At 61.4% G+C, this 19,696-nt stretch carries 21 protein-coding genes; 6 read left to right on the plus strand and 15 right to left on the minus strand.

The features are described from left to right. Window positions 1–85: 85 nt before the first annotated feature. Both ACZRKZ_RS17460 and hemN read left to right on the plus strand, forming a co-directional pair. On the plus strand, window positions 86–1,414 hold the full coding sequence (locus tag ACZRKZ_RS17460; protein ID WP_463982233.1) for an oxygen-independent coproporphyrinogen III oxidase: 1,329 nt from the start codon (window positions 86–88) through the stop codon (window positions 1,412–1,414). Continuing rightward, window positions 1,401–2,786: an oxygen-independent coproporphyrinogen III oxidase gene (gene hemN / locus ACZRKZ_RS17465; protein ID WP_463982234.1), complete on the plus strand. Its 1,386-nt coding sequence runs from the start codon at window positions 1,401–1,403 to the stop codon at window positions 2,784–2,786. Before ACZRKZ_RS17460 ends, hemN begins: the two co-directional genes overlap by 14 nt. Before the next feature lie 80 nt (window positions 2,787–2,866). On the opposite strand, the gene ACZRKZ_RS17470 is transcribed toward hemN, so the two are convergent. The 11 genes from ACZRKZ_RS17470 to ACZRKZ_RS17520 form a co-directional block, all read right to left on the minus strand. Continuing rightward, a complete protein-coding gene (locus tag ACZRKZ_RS17470) occupies window positions 2,867–4,327 on the minus strand; it encodes a cytochrome D1 domain-containing protein (RefSeq protein ID WP_463982235.1) in 1,461 nt (486 codons plus the stop codon). After that, window positions 4,324–5,160 carry a uroporphyrinogen-III C-methyltransferase gene (cobA, locus tag ACZRKZ_RS17475; RefSeq protein WP_463982236.1) on the minus strand — a complete coding sequence of 279 codons (837 nt, stop codon included), beginning with the start codon at window positions 5,158–5,160 and terminating at the stop codon, window positions 4,324–4,326. Before cobA ends, ACZRKZ_RS17470 begins: the two co-directional genes overlap by 4 nt. Window positions 5,161–5,227: 67 nt before the next feature. After that, window positions 5,228–6,406, minus strand: a complete 1,179-nt coding sequence (gene nirJ / locus ACZRKZ_RS17480) for a heme d1 biosynthesis radical SAM protein NirJ (RefSeq protein ID WP_463982237.1) — start codon at window positions 6,404–6,406, stop codon at window positions 5,228–5,230. Between the two features lie 26 nt (window positions 6,407–6,432). Further along, window positions 6,433–6,936 carry a siroheme decarboxylase subunit beta gene (ahbB, locus tag ACZRKZ_RS17485; protein ID WP_149412375.1) on the minus strand — a complete coding sequence of 168 codons (504 nt, stop codon included), beginning with the start codon at window positions 6,934–6,936 and terminating at the stop codon, window positions 6,433–6,435. Beyond that, the gene (locus ACZRKZ_RS17490; protein WP_463968659.1) at window positions 6,911–7,354 is read right to left on the minus strand and encodes an Lrp/AsnC family transcriptional regulator; all 444 of its coding nucleotides are present in this window, start codon (window positions 7,352–7,354) and stop codon (window positions 6,911–6,913) included. The genes ahbB (ACZRKZ_RS17485) and ACZRKZ_RS17490 overlap by 26 nt, the downstream gene beginning before the upstream one ends. 4 nt (window positions 7,355–7,358) lie before the next feature. Continuing rightward, a complete protein-coding gene (gene ahbB / locus ACZRKZ_RS17495) occupies window positions 7,359–7,862 on the minus strand; it encodes a siroheme decarboxylase subunit beta (RefSeq protein WP_463982238.1) in 504 nt (167 codons plus the stop codon). Then, window positions 7,859–8,317 (minus strand): Lrp/AsnC family transcriptional regulator, encoded by a 459-nt coding sequence (locus tag ACZRKZ_RS17500; protein WP_463968657.1) that lies wholly within the window; start codon window positions 8,315–8,317, stop codon window positions 7,859–7,861. The genes ahbB (ACZRKZ_RS17495) and ACZRKZ_RS17500 overlap by 4 nt, the downstream gene beginning before the upstream one ends. A gap of 2 nt (window positions 8,318–8,319) precedes the next feature. Then, window positions 8,320–9,495, minus strand: coding sequence for a cytochrome D1 domain-containing protein (locus ACZRKZ_RS17505; protein WP_463982239.1), 1,176 nt, complete (start codon window positions 9,493–9,495; stop codon window positions 8,320–8,322). After that, the gene (locus ACZRKZ_RS17510; RefSeq protein ID WP_463982240.1) at window positions 9,492–9,818 is read right to left on the minus strand and encodes a c-type cytochrome; all 327 of its coding nucleotides are present in this window, start codon (window positions 9,816–9,818) and stop codon (window positions 9,492–9,494) included. Before ACZRKZ_RS17510 ends, ACZRKZ_RS17505 begins: the two co-directional genes overlap by 4 nt. 16 nt (window positions 9,819–9,834) lie before the next feature. Then, entirely contained in the window at window positions 9,835–10,149 is a 315-nt protein-coding gene (locus ACZRKZ_RS17515; protein WP_463982241.1) for a c-type cytochrome, read from the minus strand. Between the two features lie 24 nt (window positions 10,150–10,173). After that, window positions 10,174–11,856, minus strand: a complete 1,683-nt coding sequence (locus tag ACZRKZ_RS17520) for a cytochrome D1 domain-containing protein (RefSeq protein WP_463968654.1) — start codon at window positions 11,854–11,856, stop codon at window positions 10,174–10,176. A gap of 199 nt (window positions 11,857–12,055) precedes the next feature. Here ACZRKZ_RS17520 and ACZRKZ_RS17525 point away from each other — a divergent pair, with 199 nt between their 5' ends. Genes ACZRKZ_RS17525 through ACZRKZ_RS17535 form a run of 3 tightly spaced genes read left to right on the plus strand, consistent with a single transcriptional unit; the run spans window position 12,056 to window position 13,656 of the window. Continuing rightward, complete coding sequence (locus ACZRKZ_RS17525) at window positions 12,056–12,847, plus strand: AAA family ATPase (RefSeq protein WP_133100949.1); 792 nt, start codon at window positions 12,056–12,058, stop codon at window positions 12,845–12,847. Beyond that, window positions 12,831–13,412, plus strand: coding sequence for a cytochrome c oxidase subunit 3 (locus tag ACZRKZ_RS17530; protein WP_463982242.1), 582 nt, complete (start codon window positions 12,831–12,833; stop codon window positions 13,410–13,412). Before ACZRKZ_RS17525 ends, ACZRKZ_RS17530 begins: the two co-directional genes overlap by 17 nt. A gap of 7 nt (window positions 13,413–13,419) precedes the next feature. Beyond that, window positions 13,420–13,656, plus strand: coding sequence for a cytochrome C oxidase subunit IV family protein (locus tag ACZRKZ_RS17535; RefSeq protein ID WP_463968651.1), 237 nt, complete (start codon window positions 13,420–13,422; stop codon window positions 13,654–13,656). 143 nt (window positions 13,657–13,799) lie between these two features. Here ACZRKZ_RS17535 and ACZRKZ_RS17540 read toward each other — a convergent pair whose 3' ends face one another. The 3 genes from ACZRKZ_RS17540 to ampC all read right to left on the minus strand — a co-directional run bounded on the left by ACZRKZ_RS17540 (window position 13,800) and on the right by ampC (window position 17,707). Then, window positions 13,800–14,591: a MipA/OmpV family protein gene (locus ACZRKZ_RS17540; protein WP_463982243.1), complete on the minus strand. Its 792-nt coding sequence runs from the start codon at window positions 14,589–14,591 to the stop codon at window positions 13,800–13,802. A gap of 18 nt (window positions 14,592–14,609) precedes the next feature. After that, window positions 14,610–16,433, minus strand: coding sequence for a serine hydrolase domain-containing protein (locus ACZRKZ_RS17545; RefSeq protein WP_463982244.1), 1,824 nt, complete (start codon window positions 16,431–16,433; stop codon window positions 14,610–14,612). A gap of 143 nt (window positions 16,434–16,576) precedes the next feature. After that, window positions 16,577–17,707 (minus strand): class C beta-lactamase, encoded by a 1,131-nt coding sequence (ampC, locus tag ACZRKZ_RS17550; protein ID WP_463982245.1) that lies wholly within the window; start codon window positions 17,705–17,707, stop codon window positions 16,577–16,579. Between the two features lie 156 nt (window positions 17,708–17,863). Between ampC and ACZRKZ_RS17555 the strand changes: the two genes are divergently transcribed. Further along, window positions 17,864–18,745, plus strand: coding sequence for a LysR family transcriptional regulator (locus tag ACZRKZ_RS17555; protein ID WP_463968648.1), 882 nt, complete (start codon window positions 17,864–17,866; stop codon window positions 18,743–18,745). Between the two features lie 24 nt (window positions 18,746–18,769). Here the strand turns inward: ACZRKZ_RS17555 and yghX are convergent, their stop codons facing one another. Further along, window positions 18,770–19,657 carry a YghX family hydrolase gene (yghX, locus tag ACZRKZ_RS17560; RefSeq protein ID WP_463982246.1) on the minus strand — a complete coding sequence of 296 codons (888 nt, stop codon included), beginning with the start codon at window positions 19,655–19,657 and terminating at the stop codon, window positions 18,770–18,772. Window positions 19,658–19,696: the final 39 nt, after the last annotated feature.

Below are 19,696 nucleotides of genomic sequence, written 5' to 3' on the forward strand. Positions count from 1 at the left end.
GATTCTTGCGGTCTTGATGCATATCAAGGTGCGCTGTCCGGTCGCACCGGACAATGGCCTACCGTAGCCAGACCCGGAGACCGCCATGCTCACCGTCATTCATCCCCACCGCGAGTGGCGCTTGCGCCGTGACCCAGGTGTGCTGGATCAGGGCAAGGTGGACATTGGCAAGTTTCACAGTGGCGTCGGCTCCCTGGACCTGTTGCGTGCCTTGCGCGACAGCCGCCAGCGGCAGCGACCCCTGGCGCTGAACCTGCAATGGCCGGCGTCCCACGCTTGCGACGACTACCTGCGTTACCTGGAGCAGGAAATCCACCTAATCGGTTGTCACCTGGGCAGCCGTCAACCGGTGGATCAATTCCATCTGGGTGGCGCCACTCCGGCAATAGCCGACCTGCAACGCTTGATGGCGCACCTGCGCAGCCGTTTGCATTTTCTTGACCACGATCAGGGTGACTACAGCATCGACCTCGATCCCCAGCAAATCGACTGGGCAACCATGGGCGTGTTGCGCGACCTGGGCTTCAACCACGTCAGCATCGGCGTGCCCGATGCCAGTGACGACGTCGAAACTCCGCTGGCAGGCGGCTACCAGGACCCGGCGCCGATCCAGTCGCTGATTGACGCGGCGCGCACCTTCGGTTTTCGCTCGGTAAACGTCGACCTGGGCTACGGCCATGCCTGGCAAACCATCGCCAGTTTCGAGGCGAAGCTTTCGAGCCTGATCGCCCTGGAGCCAGACCGCCTGCAGGTGTTCGACTACGCCCAGGCGTCATGGCGCTATCAGCAACAGGCACCGCGAGCGCTGTCGAGCGATGCGGATAAAAGCGCCATGCGCCAAAGCGCTTTCCGGCACCTGGAAGCGGCGGGTTATCACTACATCGGCCTGGGGCAGTTCGTGCGGTCCGACGATGACCTGGCGCTGGCTCAGGAGCGTGGGTGCCTGAGCCGCAATTGCCAGGGCTTCACCCGCCATGGGTACTGCGATCACATCGGTTTTGGCCTGGGCGCGATCAGCCAGATCGGTACGTTATATGCCCAGAACAGTGACGATCCGCAGGTCTACCGTCAGCAGTTGGACAACGGCCTATTGGCCACCGCCCGCGGCTGGCGCTGCGAGGCCGGCGACCAGATTCGCCAGCACGTCATGGAGCGCCTGGCCTGCGACCTGGAGCTGGACATCCAGGCAGTCGAGCGCCGTTACGGGCTGATTTTCCCCCGCTATTTTTCGACTATCTGGCCGCTGCTGGAGCAGTTGCACCGCGATGGCCAGATCGACTTGTCCGAGCGCTTTCTCTGTGTGTTGCCTGCCGGCCGCCGCCAGGTGGACGCGCTCTGCGCGCTGTTTGGTCGCACCGGCAGCGTTGTCCCTCCTTGCTCCAATGACGAGACCATCGACCATGACTGCGTTTGAGTTCAATCGGGCCCTGGTGCAGAAATACGACCGCCCGGGGCCGCGCTACACCTCGTACCCAACGGCGCCACAGTTTCACTCAGCCTTTGCCCTGGATGACTACCACCAGGCGGTGCAGGCCAGCAACCAGGCCGTGGCGCCCAAGGCGCTGTCGGTGTACATCCATATCCCGTTTTGCCAGAGCCTTTGCTACTACTGCGGCTGCCACAAGATCATCACCCGCAAGACCCATCGTGCGGTGGAGTACCTGACTTACCTTAAGCGGGAAATCCAGATGCAGGCTGCGTTGTTCGACCGTTCGCGGCCCCTGACCCAGTTGCATTTGGGGGGCGGCACGCCGACGTACCTGGACGATGAGCAGTTGGCTGAGTTGATGGCCAGCCTGGGGGAGGGCTTCAACCTGGATGACAGCGACCAGCACGAATTTTCCATTGAGGTGGACCCGCGCACCATCAGCGTCGAACGCATCAAAAACCTGCGCCGGCTGGGCTTCAATCGCTTGAGCTTCGGCGTGCAAGACTTTGACCCGGATGTGCAGGCGGCGGTCAATCGAGTGCAAAGCGAGGAACAGATCCTGCAACTGGTGGCAGCGGCCCGCGAGGCGCGGTTCAAGTCCATCAGCGTCGATTTGATCTATGGTCTGCCGCTGCAAACCGTGGCCAGTTTCGACGTGACCTTGAGCAAGCTCATCGCCCTGCGCCCCGACCGCGTGGCCGCGTACAGCTACGCCCATTTGCCGACGCAGATCCGCGCCCAGCGCATGATCCGCCCCGAAGACATGCCACCACCGGAGCGCAAGCTGGAGCTGCTGGAACTGACCATTCGCCGCCTGACGGAGGCCGGCTATGTCTACATCGGCATGGACCACTTCGCCTTGCCCGAGGATGAGTTGGCGTTGGCTCGGGCCAATGGCACCCTGCAGCGCAACTTCCAGGGTTACTCGACCCATGCCGATTGCGACCTGATTGGCCTGGGCGTATCGGCCATTGGCAAAGTTGGCGACAGCTACAGCCAGAGCGTCAAGGAACTGTCCCAGTACTACGCACGTATCGACGCGGGTTTGTTGCCAGTGCAACGCGGTTATCGGTTGAACGCCGATGATGTGCTGCGCCGCGAGGTGATCAATGGCTTGATGTGCCACGGGCGTATTGAATTTGCCGGGGTCGAGGCGGGGCATGACATTCGCTTTACCGAGTATTTTGCCCAGGCGCTTTCACTGCTGGATGAGCAGGTAGGGGATGGCTTGTTGCAGATCCACGATGACGCGGTGCAGTTGCTGCCTCAGGGGCAGTTGATGGTACGCAGTGTGGCGATGGCGTTTGATGCGTATTTGGGAGGGGAGCAGAAAGGCCAGTTTTCTCGCACGGTTTGAAGGCTGTCGCAGATCAAAGGCCTGAGTACCTATCCGTTTCTGCGGTAACGGATAGGTACTCAATACCCCCTGGCTCGCCTTCAGTGCGACGTCCCCTGCGCAAACTCAATCTTGTTCCCCACGTTGTACTTGCCTGACGGCTTGTTCATGGGAATGCGCTTGATCTCCTTGAGCGTCTGGCTGTCATAGACAATCAGCGCACCCTCAGTGTCCCAAATGCTCAGCAACAGATACCGGCCATCACGGGTGAACTCAACGTGGGCAGCAGTCTTGCCGGGCATCGGCCGCAGGGTGTGGGCGATTTCCAGGGTCTGTTTGTCGATCAAGTGAATGGCGTCATTGTCCGGCCCGAAGAACACATCGCTCCACACATAGCGCGAATTGATATGGCTGCGCCTGAAGAAGCCAGGCCCCAGGGTGGGGATCTCCTTGATCAGCTTCCAGGTCTTGAGGTCCAGTACCGAAATCTGGCCCTTGCTGATATTGGGCGTGGCAAACACCCATTGGCCATTGCGCTGCCAGTAGGTGCCTGAACCCAGGTGCGGCATGCCCGCCAGGGGAATGTTGGTGACCACTTTGCCTGAATCCAGATCGATCACCTGACCACCGCCGGCCTTGCGCGATGTCGCGAGCAACTGGCGGTAATCCGGGGAGAACGAGAAGTCGTCGAGCACGTCCTGGGCCTGGATGCGCCGGGGTTCGAAGCTGGGCTGGGCGTCGGTATAGGACAGCTCCCAGACTTCATTCACGTCCTTGAGGGCGACGATAAAACTGTTGCGGGGCGGCGCGGTGTAGACGGCACTGACCCGTGAATGTGTGGGCAAGGTTTTGACCAACGACAGGTCGCGGGCATCCAGCACCACCAAATTGCCCGGCAGGTAGTTGCCCACCAGTACCCAGCGGCCGTCCTTGCTCACCGCCAGGTTGCGGGTGTTGAGCCCGGCACGGATTTCGGCGATCAGCTTGAGGTTGTGCAGGTCGTAAAGGCTGATCCAGCCGTCACGGGAAGCAAAGTAGACAAAGCGGCCATCGGGAGAAAATTTCGGCCCGCCGTGCACGGCAAAGTGCGAGGCGAAGCGGTCCAGCACTTCAAAGCGGTCACCGTCGAGGATGTCGATGTGATGATCGCCCGATTCCACCACCACAAACAGGTTCAGCGGGTCGGCGTGGTGCTGCGGGATGCTCGGCAGTTGCCGCAGATCGGCCAGCAAGGCGTGGCTGCTGCGGATGTCCTGTTCGTTCCAGGTGGCAGGCGTGGCCGGGGGTTGTTGCAGGAAGCTCACCAACCCGTCGATTTGCGCAGGTGCGAGCACCGAGGCGAATGCCGCCATTTGGCTGGCGGGGCGACCCTGTTGGATCACCTGGCGGATTTCGGCCGATTTGATCCGCCCCAGGCTTTCCGGGAACAGGGCCGGGCCTGTGCCGCCGACGCGATTGATGCCATGGCAGCTTTCGCAGTGTTCTCGATAGTCCGCGGCGGCATCCAGTGCGCCATGGGCGCCACTGACCCACAACAGCGGCACCAGCAGCAGGCGTTTCATACCGCCACCCTGGACTTGGCTGGTTGTCCAGGCGCAAGGCTGGCCGGGTATTGCAGGGCCGCATCGGCAAACAGATTCACCACATGACCGATCACCGTCAGCGTCGGCACGCCGGGTTCGCACGCCATGGCCATGGCCGGCAGTTGGCGCAAGTTGCCGCGATTTACCTGCTGATCGGCGCGAGCGCCATTGCTGATCAATGCCGCCGGGGTATCAGGGGGTAAACCTGCGGCGATCAATCGGTCCGAGATCAGCGCCAGGTTCGACAGCCCCATGTAGAAGACGAGGGTCTGGCTGCCGTCCGCCAGGCTGTCCCAGGGCAGATTCAATGCCCCATTGCGTTGCAGGTGCCCGGTGACAAACCGGCATGAATTGACCAGGTCGCGGTGGGTCAGCGGGATGCCAGCATAGGCGCTGCAGCCGGCGGCGGCGGTGATGCCCGGAACCACTTGGCAGGAAATGCCCCGTTGCAGCAAGTACTCCAGCTCCTCGGCGCCACGGCCAAAGATAAACGGGTCGCCGCCCTTGAGCCGCACCACGCGCTGGCCCTGGTCAGCCAAATCCGCCAGCAATTCGTTAATCTGTTCCTGGGGCAGGCAGTGGTAGCCGCTGGCCTTGCCGACGTAGTGGCGGGCGCAAGTCGGGGGGATCAGCGTCAGCAGTTCGGCACTGATCAGCCGGTCGAACACCACGGCGTCGGCCTGCATCAACAGGCTCCAGGCCCGCAGGGTCAGCAGGCGCGGGTCGCCAGGCCCGGCCCCCACCAGGGCCACTTCGCCGGGGCTGAAGGAACTGTGCAGGACGCTCGGTATTACAAGGGGAGATGAGTGCATGAGACTTCCTTGGTTCATCATCAGGTTTGCCGCCCCCGGCTGTTTCGCCAGGTAGTCGGCCGGTGGTTCAGCATGCCGAGCAAGGAATGAGGTTGGGCAGTGTTCGGGTGATTTCTGTGTCGCTGAGGTGGCAACCGGGGTCCTGGCCCCAGAGGTCGCCGTCGGCCCAGGCGCGGGTTCGGGTGTTGCCATTGCAGATGTCCAGCCAACGGCAGTCGGCGCAGCGGCCGCCCACCACACGTGGGTGTTCGCGCAGGCGCAGCAGCAACGGGTCAGGCTGATCCAGCCACAGGCTGCGGAACGGCGTGGTGCGCACATTGCCCACCGAGTGTTGCCACCAGTAGGTGTCGGGATGCACCTCACCGGTGTTGTCGATATTGGCGATGCCGCTGCCTGAGGCGTTGCCGCCCCAGGCGTGCAACAACTGTTCAAGTTGCGGGTAGTGTTCCGGCAGGTGGCGGTGTACCCATTGCAGCAACAGCACCGCATCGGCGTCGTTGTTGCCGCTGACGAAATCGCTGTCCACGCCGTTTTGGATATCGCTCCAGGCCTGCTGGAAAATCAGCTCCATGGCATCGCGGCTCATTTGCCGGTGGGCATCGAGCTGACGGCTGCGTTTACCGCGCCCGCTGTAGTTGAGGTGCGACAGGTAGAACTTCTGCACATCGTATTCACGCATCAGCGCCAGCAATTGCGGAAGCTGGGCATGGTTTTCCTGGGTCAGGGTAGTGCGCAGGCCAACACGGATACCGACCTGGCGGCACAGGTTGATGGCGTGCATCGAGCGCTGGAAACTGCCCTGTAGCTGGCGGAACGCATCGTGGGTCGCCTCCAGGCCGTCAATGCTGATGCCCACATAGTCGAAGCGGGCGTCGGCGATTTGCTGGATATTCTGCTCGTCGATCAACGTGCCGTTGCTCGACAGGGCGACAAAAAAACCCTTCTTGCGGGCGTAGGCGCTGAGTTGGAACAGATCGTCGCGCAGTAGCGGCTCGCCGCCGGAGAGGATCAATACCTTGACCCCGGCTTCATGCAAATCGTCGATCACCTTGAGGGCGGCGGCCGTGTCCAGCTCATCGCGAAACACACTGTCGGCGCTGGTGGCGTAGCAATGCTTGCAGGTCAGGTTGCAGCGCCGCAGCAGGTTCCAGATCACCACCGGGGCACGGTTGCTGCCAGGGGACGATAGGCGGGGCGGCGGGCATTGGCCGGCGAGGGTGCGCAGGTAATGACTGATCCTCAGCATAAGGTGTTCCTTCTAAAGCATGCAATTCAGCATGGCGCAGGCGTCAGGCGCAGACCGGTCTTTTTCAGGATGCGGCTGCTCACCAGCATCTCATCGGCGGTACAGGCATCCCCCAGCAAAAAACGCAGGTGTTCTCGGTAGCTGTCGATTTCTTCGCGGCTGCGGCCGTGAACCATGGCGAACAGGTTGTAGCGCCAATCGGTGCGCCGTGGCCGCCGATAGCAGTGGCTGACAAAGGGCTGGGCGCCGATCAACTCACCGAGGCGCGGCATCTGCTCATCGGTCACGTCCCAGACGGTCATGCCGTTATGGCGATAGCCGATGCGGTAATGGTTGGGTACCGCCGCGATTCGCCGGATCGCCCCTTCGCCTTGCAGGCGCTTGAGCAGGTCGAGGGTGGATTCGACGCTGATGTCCAACTGTTCGGCGAGCCAGGCCCAGGGATCTTCCAGTAACGGCAGGCCGGTCTCGGTCAATTGGATCAAGCGTTGCGCCAGGGTTTCGTCAAACCGGGAAATATAGACCGACATGATAGGTTTGCTCCTTGGGCAGGTTGAGGACCTCCAGCCCGGTGATGGTTTCGATATGCGACAAGGTCTCGGCCAGGTCCTTGGCCGTGCTGCATGCCAGCACGAACCACATGTTCCAGGGGTGCTCTCGGCGGTAGTTGTGGGCCACTTGCGGCAGTTCATTGAGCTGGGCGGCCACCTGCTCGAAGCGAGGTTCTGGCACCGCCAGCGCGGCGAGGGTGAAGGCTCCGCCGAGACGCTCGATGTCGAACATCGGCCCAAAGCGGGTGAGCACACCGTCTTCCAGCAACAGGTGGACGCGGTCGAGCAATTCGTCCGGTGTGCTGTGCAGTTCCTCGGCCACGACTTGCCAGGGATGACGCACCAGCGGCAGCCCCAGTTGCAGACGATTGATTAACAGCCGGTCGAGGTCATCCATGGGCTCATACCTGTGACGAGGGGGGTGCAAAACGCCCGCCGCATTGTTTGAACGCTTGAGTGGTGAACAGCAGTTGATGGGGCAAGTCGCCGAGCAATTGCTCTTTCAACATGGCCTGGATGTGCGCTTTAACTGCTTCGCGTTCCCGACCGTGGACCATGCAGAACAGGTTGTAGCGCCAGTAGGGCAGGCGTCTGGGACGCTGGTAACACAGGGCAACACCCGCTGCACGGCCCAGGCGTTGGCCGATTTCATCGATCAGCGCATCGGGTACGTCAAGCACCAGCATGGCGTTGGCGACAAAGCCCAAGGCGCGATGGTTGAGCACCAGGCCGACCCGGCGAAACAGGCCTTGCTCGTGCCATTGCTGTACCTGCTGCAACACCTGATCCTGATTGGCACCGATCCGTTCAGCGAGGTCCTGATAGGGCCGTGAAACCCTGGGCAAACCTCGCTCCAGGCATTGGCGCAGGTCGAGTTGTTGTTCTTGGTTGAGCGGGGTAATCACGAGTGGACTCCCAGGGAAAATCCCAGGTCGATACGGTAGGCGCTGAGCATAGGCAGATCGAGGGGAGTAAGACCGGTGTCTTTTTCCAGCTCGTCGAGGACCTGTTCCAGGTGCTGGCGGTTAGGCCCGGTCAGTACGAACCACAGGTTGTAGTGATGCTCGCGGGCATAGTTGTGGTTGACCTCCGGGTACTGGCTGATTCGCGCTGCCACCTGTTCCAGGCGCTCGGCGGGTACCGCCAGGGCGGCCAGGGTGCTGGCGCCAGCGCGGGTGTGATCGAACACTGGCCCGATGCGCGACAGGGCTCCCGCCAGTTTCAGGCGTTGCAGGCAGGCCATGACCTCGGCCTCGCTGCAATCCAGGCTCTGGGCCATCTCCCGGTAGGGTTCGGCGCACAGCGGCATGTTGTGTTGATAGCGGTCGATCAGGCGACTGCTGAGTTCATCCAATTCCATCTTTAATACCCCATTTTTTGTGCGCGACTGCTGAAGAAAATTCCACTGGGACTGTCTGCTGGCAGGGTCTTGAGTAAGGTCAGACGATAGGAGTCCCAGACCTGCACCTGCTGGCCGTCGCGCACGGATAACCACAGTTGCTCGCCGCGCCCGGTGAATTCCATATGCAACACGCCGGGGCCGGGCCGCAGGTCGGCGACTATCTGGTGGGTTTCGCTGTCGAGTATTTGCACTCGGTCATTGTCCGGGTAGGCGAAGTTGACCCACAGTTGGCGGCCATCGGGGCGGGCGGTGACAAAAATCGGCTGGCCAGCCACCGGGATCGCGGCAGTCTGTTGCCAGGTGCGGGCATCCATCACCAGCACCTGATGACGACCCACGGCGGGCACGAACGCCTGGTTGTCGGCCACGGCCCAGCCTTCCAGGTGGGGCATTTTGTAGACTGGCAGCTTTTCCTGGCCTCGGCCGTAGTCGGCCAACACGCGCTTGACCCCGTGCTCCGGGTACCACAGGTCGAGCTGGGCCATGCCGTCTTCGCCAAACAGCCCGGCCATGTAATAGCGGCCGTCGGCGGTGATCAGTGCGTCATAGGGTTGCTGGCCGATGCCCTCGAAACGGGTGATGGCCGGGGTGTTGCCCTGGCTGAAGTCGGCGCTCCAGATTTCGCCCGTATCAAACAGGCTGAACACAAAGCGCTGGCCCGGCGCATCCACCAGGCCCACCACCCGCGAGCGCTTGCCATCGGCTAGGGGCGTTGCCGGAATATCTGCCACTTGCTGCAAGGTCACGGCATCGAACACCTTGACCCCGCCTGGCTGGTAATTGGACACGGCGATCAAGCGGCCGTCCTGGCTGATGGCGCCGCCGATGCTGTTGCCGCCCTGGATGATGCGTTTATCGATGCGCTGCCCCAGCAGATCAACCTTGGTCAGCCCGCCGTCGCGCCCGAAGATATAGGCGTAGCGCTGGTCCCGTGAGAACACCGCCGAGGCATGGGACAGATCACCCAGGCCGTCGATGTGTGCCAGCGTGGTTAGCCCACTGCTTTCAATAATTTGCAGGCTGCCCGTGGCGCGTTCCACCACCAACCCCAGGTCGCCGGAACCGCGCAACGGCGGTTGCACACAGGCCGACAACAACAGGCCCGCGGCCATTGAGACAAACAGTGGACGGATCATGGTGCAGAGGTTCCTTGCAGGAGGCGATCCACCAGCCAGGCAATGTCGTTGCTGCTGAGCAGGGGTGCCCAACCGGGCATCGCAAGGGCAGGGCGACCGTAGGTCACGGTGGCAATCAATGAATCGCGGGTTTGCCCGGCCAAGGCCTGGCGAGTCAGGGCTGGGCCCAGGCCACCGGTCAGGTGCAGGCCGTGGCAGGCGCCACAGTCCTGGGTCAGCAGGTGTTCCAGCTGGACTTGGCGTGACGGCGCCGGTGCTCCATGCACCGGCGCAGGAATGAGGAAGAGCAACGCCATTGCCGAACCGATCATCGATGTTTTCATGGCGTGCTCCTTGTGTTTATTTCAGGGTCAATACCCACTGGGCCAAAATCAGGGCTTCGTCATCCGTCACCGGATTGGCCGGCATTGGAATCGGGCCCCAGTTGCCCTGTGTGCCGTTCTTGATGCGGCTGGCCAGGGTGGTGGCAGCGTCCTTGACGCCGACGTTCTTCGCAGCGACTTCCTTGAGCGCTGGCCCCACCATCTTGGCGTCGATGGTGTGGCAGGCCGCGCAGGGTTTGCTCTTGAACAGTGCCGCGCCATCCTGGGCGAATGCGGATGGCAGGCTCAGCGCAGCGCTGAGGGCACACAGAGCAAGCAGGATATTTTTCATTGGGTTGCCTCTTGTTGATGAAGCTCAATAAATGTCGAATTGGGTGTTGTAGACATTGAATTTTCCAGTCGGCGTAATCAGGCGCTTGTCCTTGATCACGTTCTTGAGCTTCAAGGTCTTGTCATCGATCACTACCAGCGCCGATTCCTCTTCCTGGCCGCTCCATACCGAGAACCACACTTCATCGCCGGCCTTGTTGTATTCCGGTTGCACCACGCGCATTGCGCCTTGCTTGATCCCTGACCACTCGGCAATCGGCAGCACGGTGTAGCCAGCGTCCAGATTGTCGATATTGAACACGGCGACCGACTGGCTGAGCTTGGTGTCCGGGTTCAGGGTGGTGTCGACGTACAGGTGCCGCGAGTTGGGATGGGTCTTGATAAACAGCGAGCCGCCGCCCTGGCCCTTGAGCGAGACCACCTGTTTCCAGGCGTACTGGGCGTGCTTGATCGGGTCGGTGCCGATCACCGAGATGCCACCGTCACCCAGGTGGCTGGTGGCCCAGACTGGGCCGTATTGCGGGTGGATAAAGTTGGCGCCACGGCCGGGGTGCGGGGTCTTGCCGACGTCCACCAGGGCGGTGAGCTTGCGCTCCCTGGAGTCGATCACCGCAACCTTGTTGGAGTTGTTCGCCGCCGTCATAAAGTAGCGGTGAGTGCTGTCCCAGCCGCCGTCATGAAGGAACGGTGCGGCGTCGATGGTGGTGATGGTGAGGTTCTTGATGTCCTGGTAATTGACCAGCATCACCTTGCCGGTTTCCTTGATGTTGACGATAAATTCCGGCCATTCATGGGAGGCGATGATCGCCGCCACACGGGGCTCGGGGTGATATTCCTGCTTGTCGACGGTCATGCCACGGGTGGAGACGATCTGCTTGGGCTCCAGGGTTTCGCCGTCCATGATGGTGAACTGCGGCGGCCAGTAGGAACCGGCAATCGCGTACTTGTCTTCATAACCCTTGAATTTGGAGGTCTCTACCGAACGCGCTTCGATGCCCACTTTGATCTCGGCCACCTTGGTCGGCTCGGCGGGCCACAGGTCGATCATGTCGATCTTGGCGTCGCGGCCGATCACCAGCAGGTAGCGGCCCGAGGCGGATATCCGCGAGATGTGCACGGCGTAGCCTGTGTTGATCAGCTTGACGATTTTCTTGCTGTCGCCATCGATCAGGGCGATTTTGCCGTCGTCGCGCAGGGTCACGGAGAACAGGTTTTCCAGGTTCAGCGTGTTGAGTTGTTTCTTCGGGCGGTCTTCGGGCTTGACCAGTACTTTCCAGGTCTTGAGGGTTTCGGCCATGCCCCATTCCGGCGGTGTCGGCGCGGTGTGCTGGATGAAGCTGGCCATGCTGGTGATCTGCGCCTTGGTCAGCGCATTGGAGGTGCCCCAGTTCGGCATGCCGGCGGGGGAGCCGTAGGCGATCAACGCTTCCAGATAAGCCTGGCCCCTGGCCTGGGTGATGTCCGGAGTCAGTGGCTTGCCGGTGGCGCCCTTGCGCAACACACCATGGCAACCGGCACAGCGCTCAAAGTAAATCTGTTTTGAAGCGTCGAACTCGGCCTGGCTCAAATCCGGCGCGCCGGGGCTTTTGACCATGGGCATGGCAGCCGCCGGTTGCGCGGCGAAAGCGTGCGTCGAAAGGGCCAGGGCCAATGCGCAACTCAGGTTGGCTAGGCTCAGGGCGAAAGGTTTTCTGTTGCGAGTCAGCATTCCATATCTCCTCAGGCAAGACCTTTGCGATGCCCGGCGACGGCAGGGTAGAGCGCAGGTTCTTAGTGCCATAGGAGACTATGACGAGGCGGGTGATTGCTCGCTTGACGGCGATCAAGTTTGCTTGGTGTACGGCTTGCCAGGTTGTCGCAGGCGCCCGTAGCGTGGCCCTCAAACCCGCGTCGATCCAAGGTGTGCGATGACTCTCCCCGAACCGCTTGAACCCTTCTACCAACCGCTGAACAACGAACAGGTCCTGTTCGAACATGCCTGGCGCCACGGCATGCCGGTGCTGATCAAGGGCCCCACTGGCTGCGGCAAGACCCGCTTTGTCCAATATATGGCCCACCGGCTGAAACTGCCGCTGTACACGGTCGCTTGCCACGACGACCTTAGCGCCGCCGACCTGATCGGCCGCCACCTGATTGGTGCCCAGGGCACCTGGTGGCAGGACGGCCCGCTGACCCGCGCCGTGCGCGAAGGCGGCATTTGCTACCTCGACGAGGTGGTAGAGGCTCGGCAGGACACTGCCGTGGTCCTGCACCCGGTGGCCGATGATCGCCGCGAGCTGTTCCTGGAACGCACCGGCGAAGTGCTCAAGGCACCGCCCTCGTTCATGTTGGTGGTGTCTTATAACCCCGGTTACCAGAACCTGCTCAAGGGCATGAAACCCAGTACGCGGCAGCGGTTTGTGGCGATGCGCTTTGGTTATCCGGCAACGTTGGAAGAGGAGCGGATTGTGGCGCGTGAGGCTGGCGTGGATACCGCGCTGGCTGCCCAGGTGGTCAGGTTGGGTCAGGCCTTGCGTCGCCTTGATCAACATGATCTGGAAGAAGTCGCGTCCACCCGCTTGCTGATTTTCACTGCGCGCCTGATCGCCGCCGGGATGAACCCCCGTGAGGCCTGCATGGCCTGCCTGGCGGAATCCTTGAGTGATGATCCGCAGACCGTGGCCGCGCTGATGGATGTGGTTGATGTCCACTTCGCCTGAGGCCACGGTCCAGCGGCAGCTGCCGGGGGATTTGGCGATGTGGTTTTTCATCCTCGCTGAGCTGTCGGTGTTTGCCATTCTGATCCTGGCGTTTGCCGTGACCCAGGTGCTGCGGCCCGAGGTGTTTGCCGAGGGGCGAGGGCAGTTGGATGCCTCTACCGGGCTGGCGATGACCTTGAGTTTGTTGACGACGGGGTTGTTGGCGGCGTTGGCGCAGCAGCAGGTTCGTCAGGGGCACTCGCGCCTGGCTGGCGGGTTGTTGGTCCTTGGCTTGCTGGTGGCCGGTGTTTATGTGGGGATCAAGCTCGGTGAGTACGGGCACTTGGTTTCTGTTGGACTTGGGTTGGAATACAGCACTTTTTTCACGCTGTATTGGATTTTGACTGGGTTTCATTTTTTGCATGTGTTGTTGGGGATGGTGATGTTGGGCTGGATGGCGCTGGGCTGTCGGCGCAGGACTTATCCGGCGGGGCGGCAGACGGGGTTCGAGTCTGGCGTGCTGTATTGGCACATGGTGGATTTGGTATGGGTGGTGCTTTTTCCGTTGGTGTATGTGATTCGTTGAGGTGGCGATGTCTGTTTCTCAGCTGGTGATTGTTTGCTGGGCCGCGCTAGTGGTCCTCAGTGTGGGAACTGTGATGCTGGGCGCGCCGGGGCTATGGGAGATGGTGCTGGTGTTGGCGGTGGCCAAGGCCTGGGTGATTGCTGACGGGTTTATGGAGCTGCGGCATGCGCCGGGATTGTGGCGGGGGCTGTTGTTGGGGTGGCCAGTGGTGTTGGTGGGGGTGATTGCGCTGACGCGGTTTTAAGGCCGCCTGCGAGCTAATGTGGGAATCGTGCAGCCTTATGACCCGAAACTTGCTCTTGCCCGGTGAGGCTCAAGACGGTATCTACGCCCATTCCTTCTTTCGAAGATGCGTAGATACCTGTGGTTGTTGCAGGGATTACCCCGTCAGAAAGTGTACTCAACCACCCCCATTACCGATGTTTGCAACCTACGCTCGACAATCGGGCTCTTGCCTGCGTCATTGGACAAATATTGCACATCCAGCAGGGTGGAAAATTGGGTGTGGTCGCTGATGGGCAGGCTCCAACTCAGGTTCATGCCTCGGCTGACCAACCCGCCCTTGGCGTCATAAGCGCGAAAGCGGCTTTGCGCAGCTTGCCCGGTGGTGACGCCGTACCAGGTCTGTACGTAATTGCCGTCACCAAACCGACTGTTGAGGCTGGCGTCCACGGTGCCGTAGTCGCCGTCATACAGGTTGGTGCCGATGCTCAGTTCCAGGCTGGTAAAGGCTTTGCCGGCGTCTTTTTTATCGTCCTCCTCCAGCGCATGTTCCAGGGTCGCGCCGAGGATCACCGAGCCCAGGGTATAACTGGCGCTGAGGCCCAGTTGCGCCCGTGACTTGATCTCGCCCATGCCCTTGAGTCTGTCAGAGCCGGCATGACCGCTTTTCTTTTTATCCTTGCGCCCGGCACTGGGGCCCACGTAGGCGCTGAAACTGGCATTTTCCCCTTCATATCCCCAGCCCAGGCCCTTGTCGGTGCTGAGGAAAATCCCCCAGGGGCTGACGATTTCACCTCCCAGCAGCGGCGTGGTCACGCGTTCGTTACTGCCGCTGTAGCGGGGCAGGTTGGCGACACCACCTTTGAGGCTGTATTGCCAGTCTTCGGCCAGTGAGGTCTGGGCGCCGGTGGCCAGGCACAGTGAGGTCAGGGACAGGTAGATCGTTTTTGAACGCATGATGGCCTTCGTTTTGGGTTAGAGGTTCAAGGGGTTGTGGGGTGTGTCGGTGCGCTTGAAGTGGTAGCCGGAGGCGCTCAGGCCATTGATCTGGCGGCTTACGGTGTCGCCCAGGCCATAGCCGTTACCGGCGAGCACGGCATGGGCGTTGTCCACCGGCAGCAGGATGTAGTCGGTCAAGGGCTGGTCGTGCAGTTGGCCGCGAATCACCAGAAAGCCTTCTTCCAGGCGCACGCTGATGCCACTGAGCGGTGCGTCGGGTTCATGGGTGCTGAGCACCTGATAGGTGCCGATGGTGTTGGCCCAGGCGCCGGTCAGCGGCGTCGGTTCAATGCGTTCGCCCACGGGCACGAGCTGGCCGTGGCTGCGGGCGGTGAGCATCTGCCGGCCTTGAAGGGTCACTACGTCCAGTTGCACACGGCCCAGCTCACCTAGGTCCTTGAGCCAGAAGCCGAGGAATTTTTTCTGTGCCCGCAGCCAGCCGTTGTCGTCGCGCAACAGTTCGAAGCGGTCGTCGGCCAGTTCACCGTACAGCTGGTTGTTCTCTTCCTTGATCCGGAAGATGCCCCAGGCCGTGGCGTAAAAACCGGCCAGTCGCTTGCGGTCCATGGCGGCCGGTACGTGGCGATGATCAAGGCCGCCGGCGTGCGCCTGGCAATCAGCCGGGCAAATGGCCTCGCCACTCTGGGCCTGGAGCATCAGGCGCAGGGTTTGGGTGGTGAGGGTGGCGACCATGTCTTCGGCGTTGCTGTCGTTGCTCATGACGATCACCGCCAATTGCTGGTCCGGCAGCATCGTCAACTGGGCGGCGAAGTCGTCGCTTGCGCCGCTGTGCTGGAAGGTTCGCACCCCGGCGCTGACCGGTTCGTCGCCACAGGGCGCGAGAAACCAGGCCAGACCGATCTGGCAGTCGAAATCCAGGGCGTTGCCGGTGTTTTGCTGGCTGAGCATCTCGTTGATTGATGCACTGCTCAGCAGCCGTTTGTCTTTGTAGGTGCCTTGGGCGAACAGCATCTGCACGTAATGACTGAGGTCCTTGGGGCTGGCCCACAAGCCGCTGGCGGCGAGGTCGCGGACCTGGGCATCGGGGCTGATGGCGCCATCCTGATAGCCCTGGGCCCGGTACACCTGTTGCGTGGTAGTGCCGACAAAGCTCGATTGCTCCATCTCCAGGGGCTTGAGCAGACTGTGTTGCAGCTGGTTTTCGAAATCCTGACCGGCGCTGCGCTCGATGGCCGCGCCCACCAGCGCATAACCCAGGTTGGAATAGGCCACCTGGGTGCCCGGTGGCGTACTCAACCAGACCCCCGAGACGCGCATCGGCATCTGGCTCATGGCGAAGCTGCTGCGCAGGTCCCGCAAGTGTTCGCTGGGCAGCCCGGACTGATGGCTGAGCAAGCGGCGCAAAGTGATGTCGCGGTCGGCGGCGCTCTGGTCGGCATGAAAGCGCGAACGTACGTAGAACTCCTTGAGGGTGTCCTGGATCGGCGCATCGAGGGCCAGCCGCTGTTGCTCCACCAATTGCAACGCAGCGGTAGCGGTGATCAGCTTGGACAGTGGCCCGGCGCGGAACGCCGTGTTCGGCGACACCGGAACGCCCCGCGCTTTGTCGGCAAAGCCGAAGCCACGGGCCCAGATCAGCTCCTGGCCGTTGACTAGGGCAATGGACAGTCCCGGCACGTTATGGCGGGCCATCTCCCAGGGAATGCGGGTTTGCAGGTAACGAATGATTGCGCGGTAGTCGCCCTTGGGGATCGGCGGCGCAGCCGGTGGTTGTCCGTGGCAACCCATACTGCCCAGCAGACAACCCAGCAGCGGAAGACTGCGCAATGTGCGAAACATGGCAAGCACCCAGCAGGTAATTTGGATGCTTGAATGCTAGGGAAGGGGTGTCCAACAGTCTTTGAGAGCTTTGTCGGGAAACTGTCAAAGACTGTTAAGTGAGCGTCTGTGGCATCAACACCTGTTCGTGACTTCGGCGGGGCCTATTGGTCCATTGCTTTCAAGATAGCGTGGGCCGCTTTCACCCGTTCCGCATTCGGGTAGTTCTTGTTCGCCAGGATCACGATGCCGATGCCTTTGCTTGGGACATAAGCCACGTAGGCGCCGAAGCCGCTGGTGGAACCGGTCTTGTTGACCAGCGTGTCGGCCCGAGGGGGCTGCGGTGGTGTCAGCCAGTTGACCTTATGCGGTTCCAGGATCATGGCTGTCGAGTTACCGGCGAGCAAGGCGTCCAGTGTGATCGGGTAGGAGTACATCTCCCAGCCCAGGCCTTGGATGGTGCCATCAACGGTATAGAAACCCGTGTGGGTGTTGGCGATGGCCTGCTGTAGCGGTTTTTCCAGATTGGCCGGGTGCATATTCACACCGACGTAGTGGATCAGGTCCGATGGGCTGCTTTTCACGCCATAGGCTTCACTGTCCATCGCGCCAGGGCCGACGCGCACCGGCTTGTCATCCTTGCCATAGCCTTGGGCGTACAGGTTCATCTGCTCCTTGGGCACCGTGATGTAGGTGTGCTTGAGGCCCAGTTTCGGGAGCAGGGTCTGTTCCATCAGCCGGTCGAACGGCTGCCCCAGGCTTTGCGCTGCCAAATAACCGAACAGGCCCAGGCTGGGGTTGGAGTACAGGCGGTGGGTGCCAGGGGCGAAATCGGGCTTCCAGTGCTGGAAGTAGCTGATCATCCGGTCGGCGTTGTCGGCATCGCGAGGAAACTGCAACGGCAGGCCGCCAGCGGTGTAAGTCCCCAGGTTGAGGACGCTGATGTGGTCAAATTTGCTACCGCGCAAGGCTGGCAAGTACTGGCTGGCCGGAGCCGACAGGTTCAGTTTGCCGGTGGCCTGGGCGTACCCTGCCAGGGTCGCGGTGAAGGTTTTGCTGACCGAGCCGATTTCAAACAGGGTGTTTTCGGTCACCGGTTGCTGGCCGTCTTTTGACGCAACGCCGTAGTTAAAGTATTGAGCCTTACCGTTCTGCACGATGGCCACCGACAGGCCAGGGATAGCCTGCTGCCGCATCAGCGGTTCAATGGTGTCATCCACCATCTTGCGCAGATCGGTGGCGGCCATGCAGTTGCCTGCGCCGAGCAATAAGGTGAAGATTGCGACGTTGCGCATTTTAAACAAAGTCTTTTCGTACATGATTGAGTCGCTTCCATGAGGTTGATCTTGAATACTGCTACCTGCGCAGGCGCTGCAAATCTAGGCACTTTTCCCCGGATCGACAAACGATGATATCTAGCGGCAGCCATTAGAAAAATTTGGGGTTAGGTCATGCTTCGTTCTCATCTACCTCTCAATGCCCTGCGAGCCTTTGAAGCCTCGGCGCGGCATTTGAGTTTTACCCGCGCGGCCATTGAATTGTGCGTGACTCAGGCGGCGGTCAGCCATCAGGTGAAAAGCCTGGAGGCGCAGCTCAATGTCATTCTGTTCAAGCGCCTGCCCCGTGGCCTGATGCTCACCCGAGAAGGCGAAACCCTGTTGCCGGTGCTGCGCGAATCCTTCGACCGTATCGCCCAAACCCTCGGCCAGTTCGAAGGCGGGCATTACCGCGAAGTGTTGACGGTGGGCGCGGTGGGTACCTTCGCCGTGGGCTGGCTGCTGCCGCGCCTGGGGGATTTTCAGGCACGCTACCCGTTTATCGACCTGCGCTTGTCTACCCACAACAACCGCGTCGATGTTGCCGCCGAAGGCCTGGACTACGCGATCCGCTTCGGTGCAGGTGCCTGGCACGGTACCGACGCGGTTGAGTTGCTGGAGGCGCCGCTCACGGTGTTGTGCGTGCCGCAGATCGCTCGGCAATTACACACGCCCGCGGACCTGTTGAAACACACCTTACTGCGTTCTTATCGTGCCGACGAATGGACTCAGTGGTTCCAGGCGGCGGGCTTGCCTGCCGACACTTTAGTGCCTCGTAGCGTCGTCTTCGATTCCTCATTGGCGATGATGGAGGCCGCGCTGCAAGGCGTCGGTGTGGCCCTCGCTCCGGCGATGATGTTTTCCAGGCAACTGGTCACGGATGCGATCCAGCAGCCGTTCGACGTGGGGATCACCACTGGCAGTTACTGGCTGACGCGCTTGCAGTCACGGGCCGAGACGTCGGCGATGCTGGCGTTCAAGGAATGGTTGCAGGAGGTGGTGGAGGCGCCACAATAAGCCCGCTCGCCACAGGTTCTGTGCCTAAACCAGATACTTGCCAAACCACCCCAAGGTCCGCTCCCAGGCCAGGTTCGCGGCTGCTTCGTCATACCTGGGCGTGGAGTCGTTATGAAAACCATGGTTGGCGCCCTTGTAGATAAAGGCTTCATAGTTCGTGCCGGCCGCTTTCAAGGCTGTTTCATAGGCTGGCCAACCCTCATTGATCCGCGTGTCCAACTCGCCGAAGTGCAACATGATCGGCGCCTTGATGTTGGGCACATCCTTTGCCTGCGGCTGGCGGCCATAAAACGACACCGCGGCCCCCAGTTCCGGATAGGCCACGGCCGCGGCATTGGTCACGCCGCCGCCATAACAGAAGCCGGTAATGCCGACCTTGCCGGTGCTGGCGTCATGGTTCATCAGCCATTCGATGGCGGCGAAGAAGTCGTTCATCAGTTTGGTCGGGTCGACGGTTTGTTGCAGCGCCACGCCTTTTTCATCGTTGCCGGGATAACCGCCTACCGAGGTCAGGCCATCAGGTGCCAGGGCGATAAACCCGGCCTTGGCCAGGCGCCGGGCGACGTCTTCGATGTAGGGGTTAAGCCCACGGTTTTCATGCACCACCACCACAGCCGCAAGCTTACCGGTGGTTTTGGCCGGGCGAACCAGATAGCCGCGGACCTCGCCATTGCCCTTGGGCGAGGGGTAGGTGATGTAGTCGGCGACGATGTCCGGGTCAGTGAATTTAACCTGCTCGGCCAGGGCGTAATTGGGGCTCAGGGAGGCGAGCAGGGCCGAGGCGGTCAACCCGCCGAAGGTGAACAGCGCCGCACGGTCGAGAAACTCTCGCCGGTTGATCTTGCCGTGGGCGTAGCCGTCGTAGAGCTCCAGCAGTTCAGGGGCAAAGTCTTTGGCGGTCAGACGAGTCATCGGTGCATTCCTCTTCACAGGGACCGTTCAGCAGATGGC

The organism is Pseudomonas sp. c313 (assembly GCF_055407145.1).